The 17304-nt window shown below is 41.9% G+C and carries 14 protein-coding genes and 2 tRNA genes; 8 read left to right on the top strand and 8 right to left on the bottom strand.

The genetic code is table 11. From position 1 onward, the window contains the following. Nucleotides 1-31 precede the first annotated feature (31 nt). The gene (locus tag BGP76_RS04040) at nucleotides 32-763 is read left to right on the top strand and encodes a lipopolysaccharide assembly protein LapB (RefSeq protein ID WP_073119107.1); all 732 of its coding nucleotides are present in this window, start codon (nucleotides 32-34) and stop codon (nucleotides 761-763) included. Nucleotides 764-1171: 408 nt separating this feature from the next. Further along, complete coding sequence (locus BGP76_RS04035) at nucleotides 1172-2314, top strand: N(5)-(carboxyethyl)ornithine synthase (protein WP_119843690.1); 1143 nt, start codon at nucleotides 1172-1174, stop codon at nucleotides 2312-2314. Nucleotides 2315-2459: 145 nt separating this feature from the next. Here the strand turns inward: BGP76_RS04035 and BGP76_RS04030 are convergent, their stop codons facing one another. The 5 genes from BGP76_RS04030 to BGP76_RS04010 form a co-directional block, all read right to left on the bottom strand. Further along, nucleotides 2460-3239 carry an ABC transporter ATP-binding protein gene (locus BGP76_RS04030; protein ID WP_119843689.1) on the bottom strand — a complete coding sequence of 260 codons (780 nt, stop codon included), beginning with the start codon at nucleotides 3237-3239 and terminating at the stop codon, nucleotides 2460-2462. Next, the gene (locus tag BGP76_RS04025; protein ID WP_119843688.1) at nucleotides 3239-4255 is read right to left on the bottom strand and encodes an iron ABC transporter permease; all 1017 of its coding nucleotides are present in this window, start codon (nucleotides 4253-4255) and stop codon (nucleotides 3239-3241) included. Before BGP76_RS04025 ends, BGP76_RS04030 begins: the two co-directional genes overlap by 1 nt. 84 nt (nucleotides 4256-4339) lie before the next feature. Continuing rightward, nucleotides 4340-5458: an ABC transporter substrate-binding protein gene (locus BGP76_RS04020; RefSeq protein ID WP_119843687.1), complete on the bottom strand. Its 1119-nt coding sequence runs from the start codon at nucleotides 5456-5458 to the stop codon at nucleotides 4340-4342. 110 nt (nucleotides 5459-5568) lie between these two features. Continuing rightward, on the bottom strand, nucleotides 5569-7005 hold the full coding sequence (locus BGP76_RS04015; protein ID WP_119843686.1) for a mechanosensitive ion channel domain-containing protein: 1437 nt from the start codon (nucleotides 7003-7005) through the stop codon (nucleotides 5569-5571). Next, a complete protein-coding gene (locus BGP76_RS04010; protein WP_119843685.1) occupies nucleotides 6998-9136 on the bottom strand; it encodes an adenylate/guanylate cyclase domain-containing protein in 2139 nt (712 codons plus the stop codon). Before BGP76_RS04010 ends, BGP76_RS04015 begins: the two co-directional genes overlap by 8 nt. A 566-nt stretch (nucleotides 9137-9702) precedes the next feature. Between BGP76_RS04010 and BGP76_RS04005 the strand changes: the two genes are divergently transcribed. From BGP76_RS04005 to BGP76_RS03990, 4 genes are all read left to right on the top strand, one after another. Then, nucleotides 9703-9776: transfer RNA gene (locus tag BGP76_RS04005), tRNA-Asp, on the top strand. Nucleotides 9777-9885: 109 nt separating this feature from the next. Further along, nucleotides 9886-9959, top strand: a tRNA-Asp gene (locus tag BGP76_RS04000). Nucleotides 9960-10151: 192 nt separating this feature from the next. Further along, a complete protein-coding gene (locus BGP76_RS03995) occupies nucleotides 10152-11399 on the top strand; it encodes a pyridoxal phosphate-dependent aminotransferase family protein (protein WP_073119119.1) in 1248 nt (415 codons plus the stop codon). A gap of 103 nt (nucleotides 11400-11502) precedes the next feature. Next, on the top strand, nucleotides 11503-11679 hold the full coding sequence (locus BGP76_RS03990; RefSeq protein ID WP_073119121.1) for a histone H1: 177 nt from the start codon (nucleotides 11503-11505) through the stop codon (nucleotides 11677-11679). A gap of 89 nt (nucleotides 11680-11768) precedes the next feature. Here the strand turns inward: BGP76_RS03990 and dapA are convergent, their stop codons facing one another. The 3 genes from dapA to ligA are packed head-to-tail and all read right to left on the bottom strand — an operon-like array spanning nucleotide 11769 to nucleotide 15170. Beyond that, on the bottom strand, nucleotides 11769-12647 hold the full coding sequence (gene dapA, locus BGP76_RS03985) for a 4-hydroxy-tetrahydrodipicolinate synthase (RefSeq protein ID WP_119843684.1): 879 nt from the start codon (nucleotides 12645-12647) through the stop codon (nucleotides 11769-11771). Next, nucleotides 12640-13155: a hypothetical protein gene (locus tag BGP76_RS03980; RefSeq protein WP_119843683.1), complete on the bottom strand. Its 516-nt coding sequence runs from the start codon at nucleotides 13153-13155 to the stop codon at nucleotides 12640-12642. Before BGP76_RS03980 ends, dapA begins: the two co-directional genes overlap by 8 nt. Beyond that, nucleotides 13152-15170 carry an NAD-dependent DNA ligase LigA gene (gene ligA / locus BGP76_RS03975; RefSeq protein ID WP_119843682.1) on the bottom strand — a complete coding sequence of 673 codons (2019 nt, stop codon included), beginning with the start codon at nucleotides 15168-15170 and terminating at the stop codon, nucleotides 13152-13154. Before ligA ends, BGP76_RS03980 begins: the two co-directional genes overlap by 4 nt. A gap of 169 nt (nucleotides 15171-15339) precedes the next feature. Between ligA and der the strand changes: the two genes are divergently transcribed. Both der and BGP76_RS03965 read left to right on the top strand, forming a co-directional pair. Further along, nucleotides 15340-16656: a ribosome biogenesis GTPase Der gene (der, locus tag BGP76_RS03970; protein ID WP_073119128.1), complete on the top strand. Its 1317-nt coding sequence runs from the start codon at nucleotides 15340-15342 to the stop codon at nucleotides 16654-16656. Then, nucleotides 16657-17277 (top strand): SprT-like domain-containing protein, encoded by a 621-nt coding sequence (locus tag BGP76_RS03965; RefSeq protein WP_119843681.1) that lies wholly within the window; start codon nucleotides 16657-16659, stop codon nucleotides 17275-17277. The last annotated feature ends 27 nt before the right edge of the window (nucleotides 17278-17304 follow it).

The following is a 17304-nucleotide window of genomic DNA, read 5'->3' as shown; positions in this document are numbered from 1 at the left end:
CTACTTTGCCCACCACTTTAAAATCCAGAATATGAAAAGATATATCGCCATATTAACGCTAGCACTGTTCGCTGGTATTAGCATCCATGCAAACGCTCAGGAAAAAACAGAGCAACCAAAAGATTCTCTCACCTATGCAGACATGCAAATGAGAAAATACTACAGCATCTACCAGTTGGCCAATCAGTTCAACGATCCGAATGTAGCGAGAATGGCTCTCTACGAAATGCTCATGCTCACAGCCAACCAGCCTGCGATACTTGATTCTCTAGCGATCAACTACTACTCGATGAACCAGTTTGCATCCGCTGCATTGGTCTCTCAGGAGAACCTAAAAATCAATCCAGACAATCAAACTGCACTAGAAATCGCAGCACTATCGTTTCAAAACCTCGGGGTGATGACCAAGGCGCTCGACAACTACGAGACGCTTTTCCTCAAAAACAACAACACCAATACACTCTACCAGATGGCTTTCTTGCAGTTTCAACTCAAGCGCTTCAAAGAATCAAAAACATCCACAGAACTACTACTCCAGCGCAAAGACGTAGATGAGATCAAATTGAGATTCAATAAAGTAGACAAAACCCAACAAGAAGTCTCCATGCGTGCTGCGGTACTCAACCTACAAGGACTCATCGCAAAAGAAACTGGAGACAACGAAAAAGCCAAACAACTCTACCTAGATGCACTCAATGCTGCACCAGGATTCGAACTAGCTCAAGTGAATCTCAGAGAATTGAAAAAACCAGTAGGAGAATAACAACTGGCAAAAATCTTTTAACAGCCTCTATAAAGCGTCAATAATTGCTTTGTAGAGGCTTTTTTCATAGCACAATGTATAACTCGCTGCTATTAATCGACTAGGAACATAATCAATCAGCACGTTTCTTCCACCCATTATCTAAGGATAACTTTCAATATCTCTGCCACCCGCTCTAATTTGGTGTATCTTGTGCATACAATTCATTATCTGTAGATATTAATCATACACTTCGCACGTTCATAGCGAACAAAAGGCTCTTCTTTTAATTCGTCCTTTCTGATTATTGATACACTGGTTGTCAACTTCATGCCTGACAACTCGCAAGTAGCATTTATTACACATCTAATCACACAGTCTCTCTCATTTCATTAGTGATGTTGGACTTCAATCAAAAAAGAGTATCCTATGGTATTATCGAAAATGGGCGTTATTGGAACTTCCAAAAAAGAAGACGAAAGGCGTGTCCCGATTCATCCAGAACATTTAAACAGACTTCCAGAAAACATTCGCAAAAAGCTCATTTTCGAAAAGGGTTATGGCAAACCGTTCAACATCGATGATGAAGTCATTGCTAAGCAAACAGGTGGTATTGCATCCCGGTCAGAGATTTTATCAGACATTGGATCTGTCATTATAGCTAAGCCTATTTTAGCAGATTTGAAAGAGTTAAAAGAAGGGGGACTTATATGGGGATACCCCCACTGTGCTCAACAAATGCAGATTACCCAGACTGCCATTGATAGAAAACTAACCCTAATTGCCTTTGAGGATATGTTTGTTTGGACCCCAAATGGGGCGATGGGCAGACATACATTTTATAAGAATAACGAAATGGCCGGTTACTGTGCCGTCATCCATGCGCTACAACTCAAAGGCATAGATGGTCACTATGGCAACCAACGAAAAGTGATCATCTTCAGCTTTGGTGCGGTAAGCCGAGGCGCAATATATGCCCTGAAAGCCCATGGGTTTAGAGACATTACCATTTGTATTCAAAGGCCTGACCATGAAGTCCGTGAGGAAGTACTGGATGTCAACTATGCCCGTATCCAAAAAGGAGGGCCTGGTGAGCCTAGACTAAAAGTTGTCGAACATGATGGATCCGAGCGCCCTCTTCTGGATCTAATCAATGAATCAGAAATCATCATCAACGGCACTTATCAAGATACGGATGACCCCATTGATTTTGTCATTGAAGAAGAGAAAGAAAGCTTAAGGGTAGGTACGCTAATCATCGACGTGAGTTGTGATGAAGGTATGGGCTTTTATTTTGCTAAACCGACCACCTTTAGTGCTCCCATGTTTTCAGTAGATCGCATAGACTACTATGCAGTAGATCACACGCCGAGTTACTTCTGGGAAAGTGCCTCTAGATCCATATCCGCCGCTCTCATAGTACACCTAGAATCGGTGATCAATGGTAGACTAGGCTGGGAACAAAACCCAACAATCAAAAACGCAATCAACATAGATCAAGGAACAGTGGTAAAAGATGCCATCCTTAGATTTCAAAACCGTCAAATGGACTACCCTCACCTTGTGAACTAGCCCAATCTATGGGTAAGCTTTGGGCTGGTACAGAATGAATAAAAAGAAATTCAAAAGAAGACATCAATACAAAGCTTACCCATCATATACCATCATCCACTGATTTGGTACCCATAGACCTCCTCTAAAATATTTGGTTCAGACCTTACTTATCCCTTTTAGCTCTAATCATACTATTCGCTATAGTGAGGTCAATCTCATAGTCCTCGTGATGAAAAATGCGTGAGATCGCACCTGATTCGATCAGGTCTTGAGGCGCACCACAGACCACTGGCTGATTAAAATCCATCAACCATAACTCATCCGCAAAACGTATCGATAGATCCAATTCATGGGTTGATACCAGTATTCCCTTATTCGTCTGTGCTTTGATCTGTGCAAACAAACTGAACATATCCAGTCTATTCACGATATCCAGATGTGCTGTAGGTTCATCCATTAGGATAAAATCCGTATCCTGTGCCAATGCTCGCGCCACCATGGCTTTCTGAAACTGTCCATCACTCAAAGTACCTAATTTGGCATTCTCTATATAATTGACCTTGCACAGATCGATAGATTCCTCAATTTTGGCTCTATCCTCCAACTCCTCCTTTCCAATCCAGTTAGTGTACGGAAACCTACCTAACGCAACCAACTCACGCACATTCATGTTGGACATCCCAATCTTGTCTGTCGTGATAATACCGATTTTCCGAGCGAGTTCGCGACGATCTATCACCTTGATCGATTCTTCACCGATTGCCACCTCTCCTGAAAGCGGCTCTTGTAGACCAGCCAAGGTTCGTAGCAACGTACTCTTCCCTACTCCATTTTGTCCAATCAAACACACGAGCTTACCAGGTCGCAATGCCAAATTGACATCAGACGCAATGCATTTTTTATCATACCCGATAGATAGACCAGTAGTATGTAGCATTTCCATCAGAAGCTATTTTGTAGATTTTTCTTTTTGACAATCAACCAAATCACCAAGGGGCCCCCAAGTAGAGAAGTGATGGCATTGAGTGGCAGAGACTGGGGCAGACCTGGCAAACGTGACACCAAATCGCAGATCAATAACACTACCGCACCGAGTATTCCAGCATAGGGTATCAGCTGGCGATGATCTGCCGTATCCAAAATCATCCGAGCAATATGAGGACCAGCCAATCCAATAAAAGCAATCGGACCACAATAGGCAGTAATGGCCCCAGCCAATAAAGCCGTCACCGTGATCATCGCATATTTGGAGAGCTCCAGGTTGAGCCCCGCATTTTTGGCATAGGTATTTCCGATCAGATAGATATTGAGGGGTTTGATCAAAAATACAGACCCTATCCATCCCAGTATCAAAATTGGTAGTAACAACCTCAGTTCGCTCATCGTGACACTACCCAAATCCCCAAAAGTCCAGAGCAAATAAGATTGTATATCCTCAGGATTACTAAAAAACTGCATCACACTAACCAATGCCCCCGTCGCACTGCTAAACATCAAACCGATGATAAGCAAGGAAGTATAATCAGCTACCTTGGTCGAGAAATAAATCACCACCAAAAACACCAAAAAAGAACCCAAAATAGCACCAAACGTCAACGATATATCAGAACCAAATGACCAGCCTACCAATGAAAAAAAAGTCCCGCCCAATACAACTACCGCCACTCCCAAACTAGCACCAGAGCTAATGCCAAGTACAAATGGTCCCGCCAGTGGATTACGAAAAAAGGTCTGCATGAACAAGCCACTGAGACTCAAAGAAGCACCTGCAGCAACTGCTGCAATCGCTCTGGGCAATCGATAGTTCACCACAATGTTCTGCCAAACCATCTGATCCTCAGCTGGCGAAAAGAGTATCTCTATCAAGTCTTGCACTGGTATCCATACCGACCCTACGATGATGTTAAGGATGAACAGTACGACGCAGAGTAGGCCCAGAAAAAGCTTAGATTTTAGCACTTGTTTGATTTCTTCTCTTGATAATCAAACAAAGCTAATCGAAACGAGATAGTGCACAAGGGATAAGCACAATTCACATGCCTACTATTGAAGCTGCTGATAATAGTACAACTCATAGTCAGGCAATAGCTCGGGGTGAAGAATCTTCACGTGATCTGCTAGCAAAAGGTGTGGCTGAGCATTGCCAGACTCGAAATAGTCATTACCTCCACGCTCAGACGTACGACGGGTGTAGCCATAGATATTTCCGTCTGTATAGGCCTTAAAACCCGCATAGCGCTCGTCTGCATTCTTCATAGCTTCTAGGGATTTGTAATCCGCCACTCCGATCCAGTACTGTGCCTCGTAGGCCTTGGCATACACTGCCTCAAAATCAAGATTCAGCCAACCACTTGCCTCGGTATCTGACCAGAGATACTCCCCTCCTGCCTCTTGGATCATTAGCCCGTTATAGTTATTGCCACTAGGCATGAACCAACTCCCTCCATAGAGACTACCAGAAAAAACCGTCGGTCGCTGCTCTGTCTGCACCAGTGCCAACAACGAATCATAAGCGGTTGCTACTTTATCGAAGTATGCCTCAGCTTCTTTATCCTTTCCAGTCAGATGACCAATGAATTTGATCCATTCAGCTCGTCCGAGAATGGTAGGCTCCATATAGTCAGGCGTCATCACGACCGTTTGCCCGAGTTCCTCCAGCTTATTAAGTTGACGGTTTTCGCTTCCAGAGCTAAATGCCAAGATCACATCAGGCTGCAAACTCAAGATACGTTCTACATCTAGCTGTCCTTCATTCCCAACTTCTAAGGTCTGTTCATTGGCTACCTGCTGATTGATCTGTTCTGAGTAGATGTACTGGGTATCAGCAAACCCCACGAGGCGATCTTCAACACCCAATATCTCTAGAAAAGCCAAGTGCGTTGTAGAATTCGATACAATCCGTTGCACTGGATAAGGTACCATGATATAGACAGATTCATCAATACCTGCTGGTATTACTCCGTCATAGAGCAAATAGGCAATTTCCTCATCACTCCCATTCCACGGTTTATTGATACGGATTATTTTGTACCCTTCATGCTCCTCTACAGAAAAGCGTTCTGCATAGCTAACGCCAGTGGGTTCTTCGGCAGCTTTTGAATTAGTAGTAGTCTCACAGCCCCAAAACAGGGTAATGACTAAGAATAGGCTCAGTTGTCTCATAAGCCCGCAAGCTCGGACTTTTCTACTAAAAAAGAAAAGATGCTTGAGAGTAGTCTATCCTAACCTTGAATTTCCCTCACTACATCCGTGCAAAAGGACAATGACGATGATTAATTATTCACTTTATTAAACTGCTCTTTCTTACGGATTTTGATCAAGGAGTCAAACTTCCGCTTGATTGACAAGTTATTTTCAATCAAATCGTTAATCACTTTGTATGGAATAGACATTAGCCCCAGGTCAGTATGCGCAATAACGGTCCCCTCGTTTGCTGTATTATTGAGCAACTCCATCTCTCCAAAAAGCTCCCCTTTCTTGGCCGTACCTACATGAGTACGTTCCTCTCCATCTTGCTCGACATAGATAGCTACCTCACCCATTATAATCAAGTGTACATGATCTGAAAGTTCTCCCTGCTGTACAATAACCTCCCCTTGGCCGTAAGAGTTATAATTTGATTTCTTAATCATACTCTTTAGATCGACGACAGTTAGTCCCGAAAACACTGGTGAATTCAATATCAAATTAGACTTAGACAAAAGGAAAGCCTCTTTATCAAACTCTTCAAAAGGCCAAGGTTTACTGTAAGATACTGGGTTAGGAAGTTTCACGCTATTTCGTTTCGCTCCGTACCATATCTTCGTATATAGTTCGTCTTTGATGAGTTCAGATTCCCAAAAATCATCGATAAAATACAACACTTCGTACTCTACCTTGTGATTATCAAAATTGACAGTCTTTACCTCATAGGGTGGCTCTTTACGAATATTGGCAGTATTCTGAATTATCTCTTCTATGATACCTTTAACCTTATTAGGTGGCACTTCATTGTTAAATGCTACACGCACACTCTCAGCGTGAAATTTATTGGGTCGAGAGTAATTCAAGAACACCTGCTTCCCAAGGTATGAGTTTGGGACAGTGATCATATCATTCTGACGATTGACGATACGGATAGCACGCCAGTTTATCTCCACAATCTTGCCATAATGACTATCGATTTGTATCCAATCCCCTGTTGCAAAGGGCTTTTCATAGATCAGTGATATTCCAGCAAATAGATTACCCAAAGTATCCTGCAATGCCAATCCCAGTACCAATGAGGTCACCCCTAATGCTGTAATTAAACTCCCCAAATCAGAACCCCAGATTTCAGATGCTATGACTGCAAAACCAATAGCAATCACTATCATCCGCATGATCTGCTGCAAAAGCTTTGGCACACGTGCTTTTCTATCATCTTCAATATCAGAATCCGTAAAGAATATTTGATTGATAAAGTTGATAAACAAATACAAGCCTATAATCCACAACAGGGTTTCGTATAGCTTTAAAAACACTACTGGAATCTCGTAAGGTATTATTTTGACGAGCACCAAGTAAACTGTCAATAGAGGTAAAAAAACATTTTTGAGCAGACGCACCGTCTGTGCCGAAGGATGATCAGCACGTTTAAGTCGGTGATTAATCTCACTCAGGAGTATGGCGAGTACAGGATATAAAGTAGCTATCAATATCCCCCAAAAAGTTACACTGTCCTTATTCATTTGTTATATCTCTATTGATAGCCCGTACTACATTCCACACTTTGATTCCTTCTAGTCCTTTTACGCCCTGCTTCTCCTCCATTTCATAGATATCTACTAGGTTTTCATAGATCGACTCACTCACCAAGACCTCATCTTTCTCGGCAAAATCAGATAAAAAATTAGCCGTATTAACTGCCTCACCCCACACATCATATTTGAGTTTCTTTCGGCCTACTATTCCTGCAAACACATCACCAGAATTGACTGCTACAGCCAATCCCAACTTCAACTCATTGGTATCACTGTACTGCCTGACGATACGTCTCATTTCCAATGCAAAATTTACTATAGTCGTATTGTGATCTAGCTTAGGTGTTTCCACTCCGCTCACTGCAAGATAGTTATCTCCTATAGTCGTCACCTTTTCGATATCATACTGTGTCCCTAATGAATCAAAGGATTCCACTAGGTCATTGAGAATCTTGATCGACTCATGTGGCGGTCGTTCTCGGGACAACGCTGTAAAACCAGTAATATCCGCATAAAGTACAGTAACATTGCTCTGTCGGATAATCAAATCTTGTTCGCCAGCTTTCCATCTTTCTGTAAAAAGATCCGGCATCAGGTTCGATACCAACGTATCAAAACGGTTGGTCAACCGAGTCAATTTCTTGTCATAATCTCGAACGCTATCTGCGATCGTATTAAAAGACTTGGCAAGCACCTCATATTCATCAAATGTCTGAATCTTAACTTTTGCAGTTAGATCGCCTTCACTAATTCTTCTAGCACTTTCGATCAACTTAAAAATTGGTCGTGTAAACAGCGATGACGACAACATACCAATGGCGGTAAATAAGATAATCGCTACGACGAGTATAATGATCACAAACTGTCTATACCGATGCAGCTCACTCAAACCTTCTGACTCATCCTGCTCTGCAATGATGGCCCAATGCAGCCCAAACTTCTCAAATGGAGCATAAGAACTCAAGACATCTTCTCCCATGAAGTTCTCTACAATCTTGTGATTGGTCACCCCAGATAACGCTTCTCTACTCGCTTCTGTATTTATATTTTGAAAGAAAACTGAAGTACCAAATCGCTCGATCATTTTGATCTGAGTATCCGAATCTTTAACCTTTCTAATCGTCTTTAGGTACTTGGCCGAATCTTCCAAAAGCATGCGCGCATCATTTCTCATCAAATAATCCGAGCCTACTAAGTATATCTCCCCTGTCTTACCTAAACCATCATCTTCCCAATCCTCACCAGCGCTCATGATCTGGTTGACACGGCTAATGGGCATCTGTAGTGCTATAATCCCTACAAAATCATCCTCACTATAGACAGGAGCTGCTACAAAAGAAGACGGAGTACCCAATGAGGGACGGTACAATTCAAAATCCACAAATTTACCTCCATGTATATCCTTATTGTCCAGTATCTCCTGAACCAAATGCCCTAGGTTACTAGAACTATATGGACCTTCCTTGAGATTCGTTGCAAAATCGGGTTCTTTCTTAACGGTATAAACTACATTTCCTTCTGTGTCCATGAGTAACACATCATAGAATTTCATCTCTGACATAAAATTCTTCAGACGATTGTGTACCGTAGCGGCTATTCTATCATAGTCTAATATGGAGGTTACTCTATCCATCATCTCTTTCTGCCCCGATGGGTATGGATTGTTTGCGATATACTGGTACTGCAAGTACTTCCCAACAGGCTGTTTTGGCACATAAAGTTTCTTGCTACGATAGATTTCTATGTTCGCTTCGAGCTGATCCAAATAGTCATCATAGTATGCATCTAATTTTCTCTCTTGGCTTCTCGTAAGTCTCACGCTATTAAGATCTTCGAACGCAGGCCCCAAGTCACGTAAGCAGACCGAAACAATCGAATCCTTACTGATATACTCTACTTGATCTTTGATACTAGCAAAGTACCCATCGATGTGATACTCACGACTGGTTCGTAGTGAGGTCAATTGATCATACACTCCTGCTACAATAGCATTTTTGGCTTTGTTATAGCTAAAGAGCGAAACTATCAGGGTACTGACTATACTTACGAGTACGACAATTACGGTAAGTTTGGATTGTATACTGATCGAAACCAACCCACGATAATTCTTTGGCAGCATTTGTTAAAATTTGGTTAGAAATATGAGTTAGCACTCAGACTACCAAATTAGCACAAAAAGTGAATAATGAAGATGCGAATGAAAGGAAATAGCGGATACAAAAACCAAAACCCGGCTTCACCGGGTTTTGGGCTGAGTTGGTCAAGAACCAATCTCTTCCTTGTCGATCGAACCGTGCCGATCCTATAGTTAAATATAACGATTTAGTATTTAATATTTTACAATCGAGTTCTGTTTTTTCTTAATGCATGCGACTCATTTCGTATAGAATTCATCAAGAACTCCCCACAAAAATAGCGATCACAATCACCAAGATAGAACTACCTCATCAGAGCCAAACTAGAGCCTGCTAACACTTGAGAAACAATCTCACTATAGCGATTGTTAAAATTGATACAAGTGAAAATATTCTTCATCTAAACTTCTCACTATCAACGCTGAAGAAATCTAACACAGACGCTTCATGAAATTTCATAAAAATATTAATTCACAGCTGTTGTTTAATAAATATTTTGCTCCTACTTTTGCATCGCAATTGAGGGATTTAGTACTCAAAAGCACTACCAGGAGCGGTAGTTCAGTTGGTTAGAATGTCTGCCTGTCACGCAGAAGGTCGCGAGTTCGAGTCTCGTCCGTTCCGCAAAAGCTTGTTAGTTTACTGACAAGCTTTTTTATTCAAGCAATGAATCATTACGCATTCACATCGTACAATTCATTTTAATACTTTGAATAATAAATTAAAACTACCAGGAGCGGTAGTTCAGTTGGTTAGAATGTCTGCCTGTCACGCAGAAGGTCGCGAGTTCGAGTCTCGTCCGTTCCGCAAAAGCTTGTTAGTTTACACTGACAAGCTTTTTTTATCCCCCATACTTTAGAAACACGATTCATGGCTGTTTTTATAACTTTGAAGGTAGTTTAACATAATTTGAGACTTTGGCTATTGCCAAAGAGGGGTAATATGTTAAATTTGCAGTCATTTTATTATTGATCAAGATCTATAAAGCGTAGTATATTAATGGATTTATTTGAAAAATTTTCGACAGACATGGGGCCACTTGGCCAGCACTCAGACATGGATAATACTAATTATTACATGTTTCCAAAGCTGGAAGGACCTATCTCTCCGCGCATGCAGTTCAGAGGAAAGGAAGTATTGACATGGAGTTTGAATAACTACCTAGGTCTTGCCAACCATCCTGAAGTAAGAGAGGCTGACACAAAAGCCACACAAGAATGGGGTCTAGCTTACCCAATGGGTGCTAGAATGATGACGGGCAACACTGAACATCATGAAAAGTTTGAAAATGATCTAGCAGAATTCGTACAAAAAGAATCTTGCATGCTCTTGAACTTTGGCTACCAAGGCATCATGTCTGCTATCGACGCGATCGTAGGCCGTAAAGATGTAGTCGTATACGATGCTGAATGTCATGCATGTATCATAGACGGTCTTAGACTCCATGTAGGCAAGCGTTTTGTCTATCTCCACAATGACATGGAAAGCCTAGAAAAACAACTCGTTAGAGCTGAAAAACTAGCAAACGAAAATGGAGGTGGAGTTCTCGTAATCACTGAAGGCGTCTTTGGGATGTCTGGCAGCATGGGCAACCTCAAAGGAGTGGTCGAACTCAAAAAGAAATTCCAATTCAGACTATTAATCGACGATGCGCACGGCTTTGGTACTATGGGTACGACAGGTGCAGGTACTGGTGAAGAGCAGGGAGTACAAGATGGAATTGATTTGTATTTCTCAACTTTCGCCAAGTCTATGGCTAGCATCGGTGCTTTCATCGCAGGTGATGAGAAAGTAATTGAGTTCTTGAAATACAACGTTAGATCACAAATCTTTGCTAAGTCACTTCCCATGCCATTAGTGCTTGGAAACCAAAAACGTCTAGATTTACTCAAGTCTAGTCCTGAATTAAAGGACAAGCTTTGGACAATTGTCAATGCCATGCAAAAAGGTCTCAAAGAAAAAGGCTTCAACATTGGCAAAACACAGTCTCCAGTAACTCCGGTATTGTTAAATGGTGTATGGCAAGAAGCGGCCAATATGATCACTGATCTAAGAAACAACTACAATATCTTCTGTTCTATGATAGTGTACCCTGTGGTTCCTAAGGGCGTTATTATGCTCAGAATCATCCCAACTGCAGCACATAGCTTAGACGATGTAAAAGAAACAATCACTGTTTTCGAGGAGATCAAAAAGAAACTCGATGATGGCGTTTATCAAAACGAAGAAGTAGGCCAGTTGGTCTAAGGTAATTTCTACAAAAAACACACTCTATGATGTGTATTTAATGTTTTTTGATATAAATTGCCCCCCTTGTATAATATTCAATAACCTTAAATTATAAAACAATATGGACAGATTTAATGAAATAAAGGACTTGATCTTAGGATTAGAAGGTGATTTCGACAAATTCTATGACAAAAAGAATCAAGCAGCTGGTACGAGAGTAAGAAAAGGCATGCAAGATTTAAAAAACCTTGCTCAAGAGATCAGAATTGAAGTTCAGAACATCAAGAACGAAGGTTAATTTGATCTATCCTGTAAGGAAATAAAAAAAGGAGTGATGTACATCACTCCTTTTTTTATAGGTCAATTTCTAACCATTCCTTTTTATAACTACAACTTCTTCCCAGCTGCTGCTAACATCGTATATAGACTATCACTAGATGGTACGAGAGGAAGTCTCAGTACATTTTCTGATATAACCTTCATACTATGCAAGAGAGCCTTTACACCTGTTGGATTTCCTTCTACAAATAGCAGACCTAATGCCTCTACCATAATCGTATTCACTTCCTGTGCCTGTTCCAAATTACCCGCTAGCATCTCATTTACCAAATCAGAGGTCTGACGAGGCATAGCATTAGCAATTACAGAAATCACTCCATGCCCTCCTGCTTCCATAAACGGAATAATCAAATCATCATCACCAGAGGTTAATAGAAAATCTTCAGGCATAGCTTCTGCGATCTGCTTACACTGCTCTACATGCGTACCAGAAGCTTCTTTAATTCCAATAATATTAGGATGCTTTGCTAGTTCTAAAACAGTAGACACTTCTAAATTGACGCCTGTACGTTTAGGGACATTGTATAGAATAATAGGCTTGCTCGCGACGTTAGCTATTGCTTCGAAATGCGCCTTCAACCCTTCTTGACTCGGACGGTTATAGTAAGGGCATACTACTAGAAATGCATCTACATTTTCGGTAAATTCTTGATACTGCTTCACCAAAGCACGCGTATCGTTACCTCCGAGACCATAGACTACCGGAAGGTTCTTGGCGTTCTTTGATTTCACAAAACGCAATACCTCTATTTTTTCCGCCTCACTGAGTGTAGGGGATTCCGCAGTAGTTCCCATCACGACGAGGTAATCTACCCCTCCTTCTGATACATGACTGACCAGTGACGCCAACGCGTCAAAGTCTACATTTTCATCCTTATCAAAAGGCGTAACCAATGCAACCCCTGTACCCTTAAATCTACTATTCATTTCTTACATTTTTTATATAATGATGTACCTGACGGAGCAATGCTCCAAAATCATTTCCATCATGATTAATCATCATTTCAAAATAATCACTCTCACCTTCAGCAAACACCCCTACTCGACATGAAGCCTTAGCGGTCGCCATGAGGTTGCGTGTATATTGGTTCAACCCTTTGTCTAAAGTGATCAAATAATCAAAGGGAGTTTCGTTGAAAGACCGAACTTCAGATTTTTTCCACTTACCACTGGACCCCAGATCTCTATCACTAAAAAATGGATAATCAAAACTATCCGCCTTCTTCACTTTCGGGATATAGGTGATCACCTTGACCGATTTACCCTCAGCCTCCAGTTCCTTGACCCAGTCATTGACCAATTCATGATTTTTTTCGGTCGTGTAGGTGTATAAAATCCCCAATTGCTTTGCCTCTAGATAGCTCATAGAGCCTTGCTTTGACTTATGCTTCAGTGCAAATTTGGTTTTCCATTTGACTAGGTATTTTCCGATCATATTCCGTTTGCTAACATCTCTTCAAAGTCACTTTCAGAAATGATTTTAATCCCTAATTTATTTGCTTTCTCTAGTTTGGCGGGACCCATTTTATCTCCTGCCAAGAGGTAATCTAACTTGGCAGAAATAGATGACACTACCTTCCCTCCATTATCTTTAATCATATCCTTGAGTTCGTCTCTGCTGTGGCGCTCAAATACACCTGATATCACAAACCCCTTCCCTCCTAACTGGTCACTACTGGTCTCGAACTGCTTTGCATCTACTTCCATCTGAAGCCCTGCGGTTTTTAACCGACTGATAAGCGACTGATTTTCTTCCTTCTCAAAATAACTAATCAAACTCCTCGCTATACGTTCGCCAATCTCAGGGACTTCTATCAGTTGCTCAAATGTAGCTCCCATCAGCGCATCGATATGCTTAAAATGTATAGCCAACTTCTCTGCTACCGTCTTCCCTACGAACCGAATACCCAAACCAAAAAGCAGCAACTCAAAAGGAGCTTGCTTGGATGCTTCGATACCCTTGAGTAGGTTCTGAACACTGAGTTCTTTAAAGCCCTCTAATTCGATAATCTGATCATAGGTCAAATCATAGAGATCAGCTACATTGTGCAGATAGCCCTTTTCGTAGAGCAGTTTGATCGTCTGCTCTCCTAAGGAATCTATATCCATGGCCTTGCGATGAATAAAGTGTTCAATCATCCCTTTGATCTGCGGTGGACACGCGTCTATATTTGGGCAGTAGTGATTGGCCTCTCCTTCGTAGCGCACCAGTTCTGTACCACATTCGGGACAATTTTTAATATACTCAAACGGCAGCAATGAACTATCTCGCTGCGTCAAGTCAACACCGGTCACTTTGGGAATAATCTCTCCCCCCTTTTCTACAAATACATAATCTCCTACACGTAAATCCTGTCGAGCAATCTCATTGGCATTGTGTAACGAAGCACGCTTGACAGTCGTCCCTGCTAACAGCACAGGTTCTAACTCCGCCACAGGCGTAATCGACCCTGTACGACCGACTTGATACACTACGTTATTGAGTTTCGTCAACGCACTCTCTGCTTTATACTTATAGGATATCGCCCATCTTGGATTCTTAGCCGTATAGCCCAGTTCATTTTGTTGATCTAGGCTGTTGACCTTGATTACGATCCCATCCGTATCCACATCGAGTTCGTGGCGCTTATGCTCCCACTTTTCGATATAGGCGATGACATCTTCTATATTCTCACACTTGAGGTAGGTCTGCGAGACATGAAACCCCCACTGCTCTAGCTGATGGATAGATGCCTCATGCGACTGCACCGAATTTTCTTCCCCTAGTAGACTGTACAAGTAACAATCCAACCTACGGGCTGCAACGATGGATGAATCTTGCATTTTCAAAGTCCCAGAAGCAGTATTTCTAGGGTTGGCAAGTTTCTCTTCGCCCGCTGCTTCTTTTTGCTCGTTGAGCAGTGCGAACATCGTACTGGGCATAAACACCTCTCCTCGTACTTCGAACTCTTCTGGTATCTGGTCTCCGGTTATGCGAAGAGGAATAGAACGAATCGTACGCGCATTCGCCGTGATATCATCTCCACGGGTGCCGTCTCCGCGAGTAGCTGCCTGTACTAAAACACCATCTCGATAAGTCAAACTAATCGCTACCCCATCAAATTTTAGTTCGCAAAAATACTCATACGGTGAGCCTCCAAGTCCTTTCTCAACACGCTTGTCAAAATCACGCAGTTCGTCCGCCGAATAAGTATTCGCTAGTGACAGCATGCGATGTTTATGAATCACAGTATCAAAATCTTTGGTAATCGTCCCTCCTACGCGCTGAGTAGGAGAATCATTTTTCTTTAGTTCGGGAAACTCATTTTCCAAGGCTGCCAGTTGCGCCATCATTTGATCAAACTCATAATCAGACACATCCGACCTACTCTCCTGATAATACTGATGATTATACAGGTCGATTTGCTCTGTGAGCCTTTTTATCTCTATGGTAGCCTCTTCTCTATTCATTGATTTTTAGTCTCCAACAGCGGTCACAAATTTATAAATAGTTTGGAAGTTCAAGCCGAATCTGTTCAATATTGAAATGGTATTTTAAAATTTTAACTAATTCGGTGTTAACTGTTAATTAATGCCCCTCGTTTCTCTAAATTTGCCTCCGCATTAAAACACAAAGGAATTGTCTAATATTTTAGCCATAGCAGGAAGACCAAACGTCGGCAAGTCTACACTTTTTAACCGACTGGTAGAACAAAAAAAAGCCATCATGGATGATGAAAGTGGGGTAACTCGCGACCGTCACTACGGCTTTGGTCAGTGGACGGGAAAATACTTTACCGTCATAGATACTGGTGGGTATGTCATGGGATCTGACGACATATTCGAAGAGCAGATTCGTGAGCAGGTCAAACTAGCACTCGACGAAGCTTCTGTCATCCTATTCATGGTGGACTGCAAAGATGGCCTGACAGATATGGACATGGATTTTGCCAACATCCTACGGGAGCTCAAAAAGCCCGTTTATGTAGTGGCCAACAAAGCAGACAACCAGACGCTAGATCTACAGTCTGCAGAGTTTTACGGTTTGGGACTGGAAAGTGAAATATACCCTGTATCCTCTGCAAGTGGCTCTGGCACAGGAGATCTCCTTGACAAAGTCGTGGAGCACTTCCAAGACGATGATCTAGAAAACCCTGAAGAAGGAATTCCAAGAATCTCTATCTTGGGAAGACCCAATGCGGGAAAATCATCATTCCTCAATGCACTATTAGGCAAAGATCGATCTATAGTTACCGACATAGCTGGTACGACGAGAGATGCCATCCATACTCGCTACAAATTATACGGGAAGGATTTTATCCTCACCGATACGGCAGGGATTCGAAAGAAAAGCAAAGTAAGAGAAGACATAGAATTCTACTCTGTACTGCGTGCGATACAGTCGCTTCAGGACAGTGATGTATGCGTCATTATGATTGATGCGACCCGTGGTTTCGAAGCGCAAGACATGAGTATCATTGCACTCGCGGATAAGTACAAAAAAGGCATCATGATCATGGTCAACAAGTGGGACCTGATCGAAAACAAAGAGAGTAATACTGCAGAACATTTTAGGAAAGAAATACTCGAGAAGCTAGGCAACCCACTATCCTATATTCCGATAATTTTCACCTCGGTCACTACCAAGCAGCGTATCTTTCAGGCGATAGAACTAGCGATAGAGGTCTATGACAACCGTACCAGACGTATCCCTACTTCTGAGCTGAATGAAGCCTTACTGCCAGAGATCGACAGAAATCCACCGCCAGCGCTCAAAGGAAAATATATCAAGATCAAGTATATCACGCAGCTCCCAACCAGAACTCCATCATTTGCGTTCTTCTGCAACCTACCGCAGTATATCAAGGAACCTTATGAAAGATTCTTGCTCAACAAATTGAGAGGCTACTTCAACTTTCAGGGAGTGCCAGTCAAAATTTATTTCCGTAAAAAGTAATTGTCAGACGAAAAGCATAGAACAGCCTTTGCACGGCACCTACCAGAAGGTGCCGTAGACTATGTCATGGGACTCTGGAAGGAACTCAAATTCCATTTTAAAATCACACCCAACCGACAAACAAAATATGGAGATTATCGCTATGATCCCAATACAAGGAAACATAGCATATCTGTCAATGGCACACTAAACATTTATGCCTTCCTCATCACTTACATCCATGAGGTAGCGCACAAAACAAACTACGACCTACACCAAAACCGTGTAGACCCACACGGCAAAGAATGGAAGCATCAGTTCAAAAAACTCATGATCCCTATGCTCAGAGAGGATATCTTTCCGATGGATATCCTAGCTCCTCTTGCCCGTCACATGAAGAATCCAAAGGCAACTAGCGTATCAGATCCTGAGTTATTCAAAGCACTAAGAAAGTATGACAAACCGTCTACTGATGTATTCTTAAGCGACATTGAGACGGGGCACAAGTTCCTATTCAGAAAGAAAATCTATCTGAAGGTACAACAAAAAAGAACCCGCGTACTCTGTGAAGCCATTGACACAGGCAAACAGTATCTCATCTCTAGCAGTGCTCCCGTACAGCAGTTCAAGAATAGCAAGTAGAGCAATATATCTCCCAAACCGTGTGTA

The organism is Reichenbachiella sp. MSK19-1, assembly GCF_003590315.1.
GTDB lineage: Bacteria > Bacteroidota > Bacteroidia > Cytophagales > Cyclobacteriaceae > Reichenbachiella > Reichenbachiella agariperforans.
The sequence above is the reverse complement of the archived record's forward strand: the minus strand, read 5'-3'. Positions and strand labels throughout refer to the sequence as shown.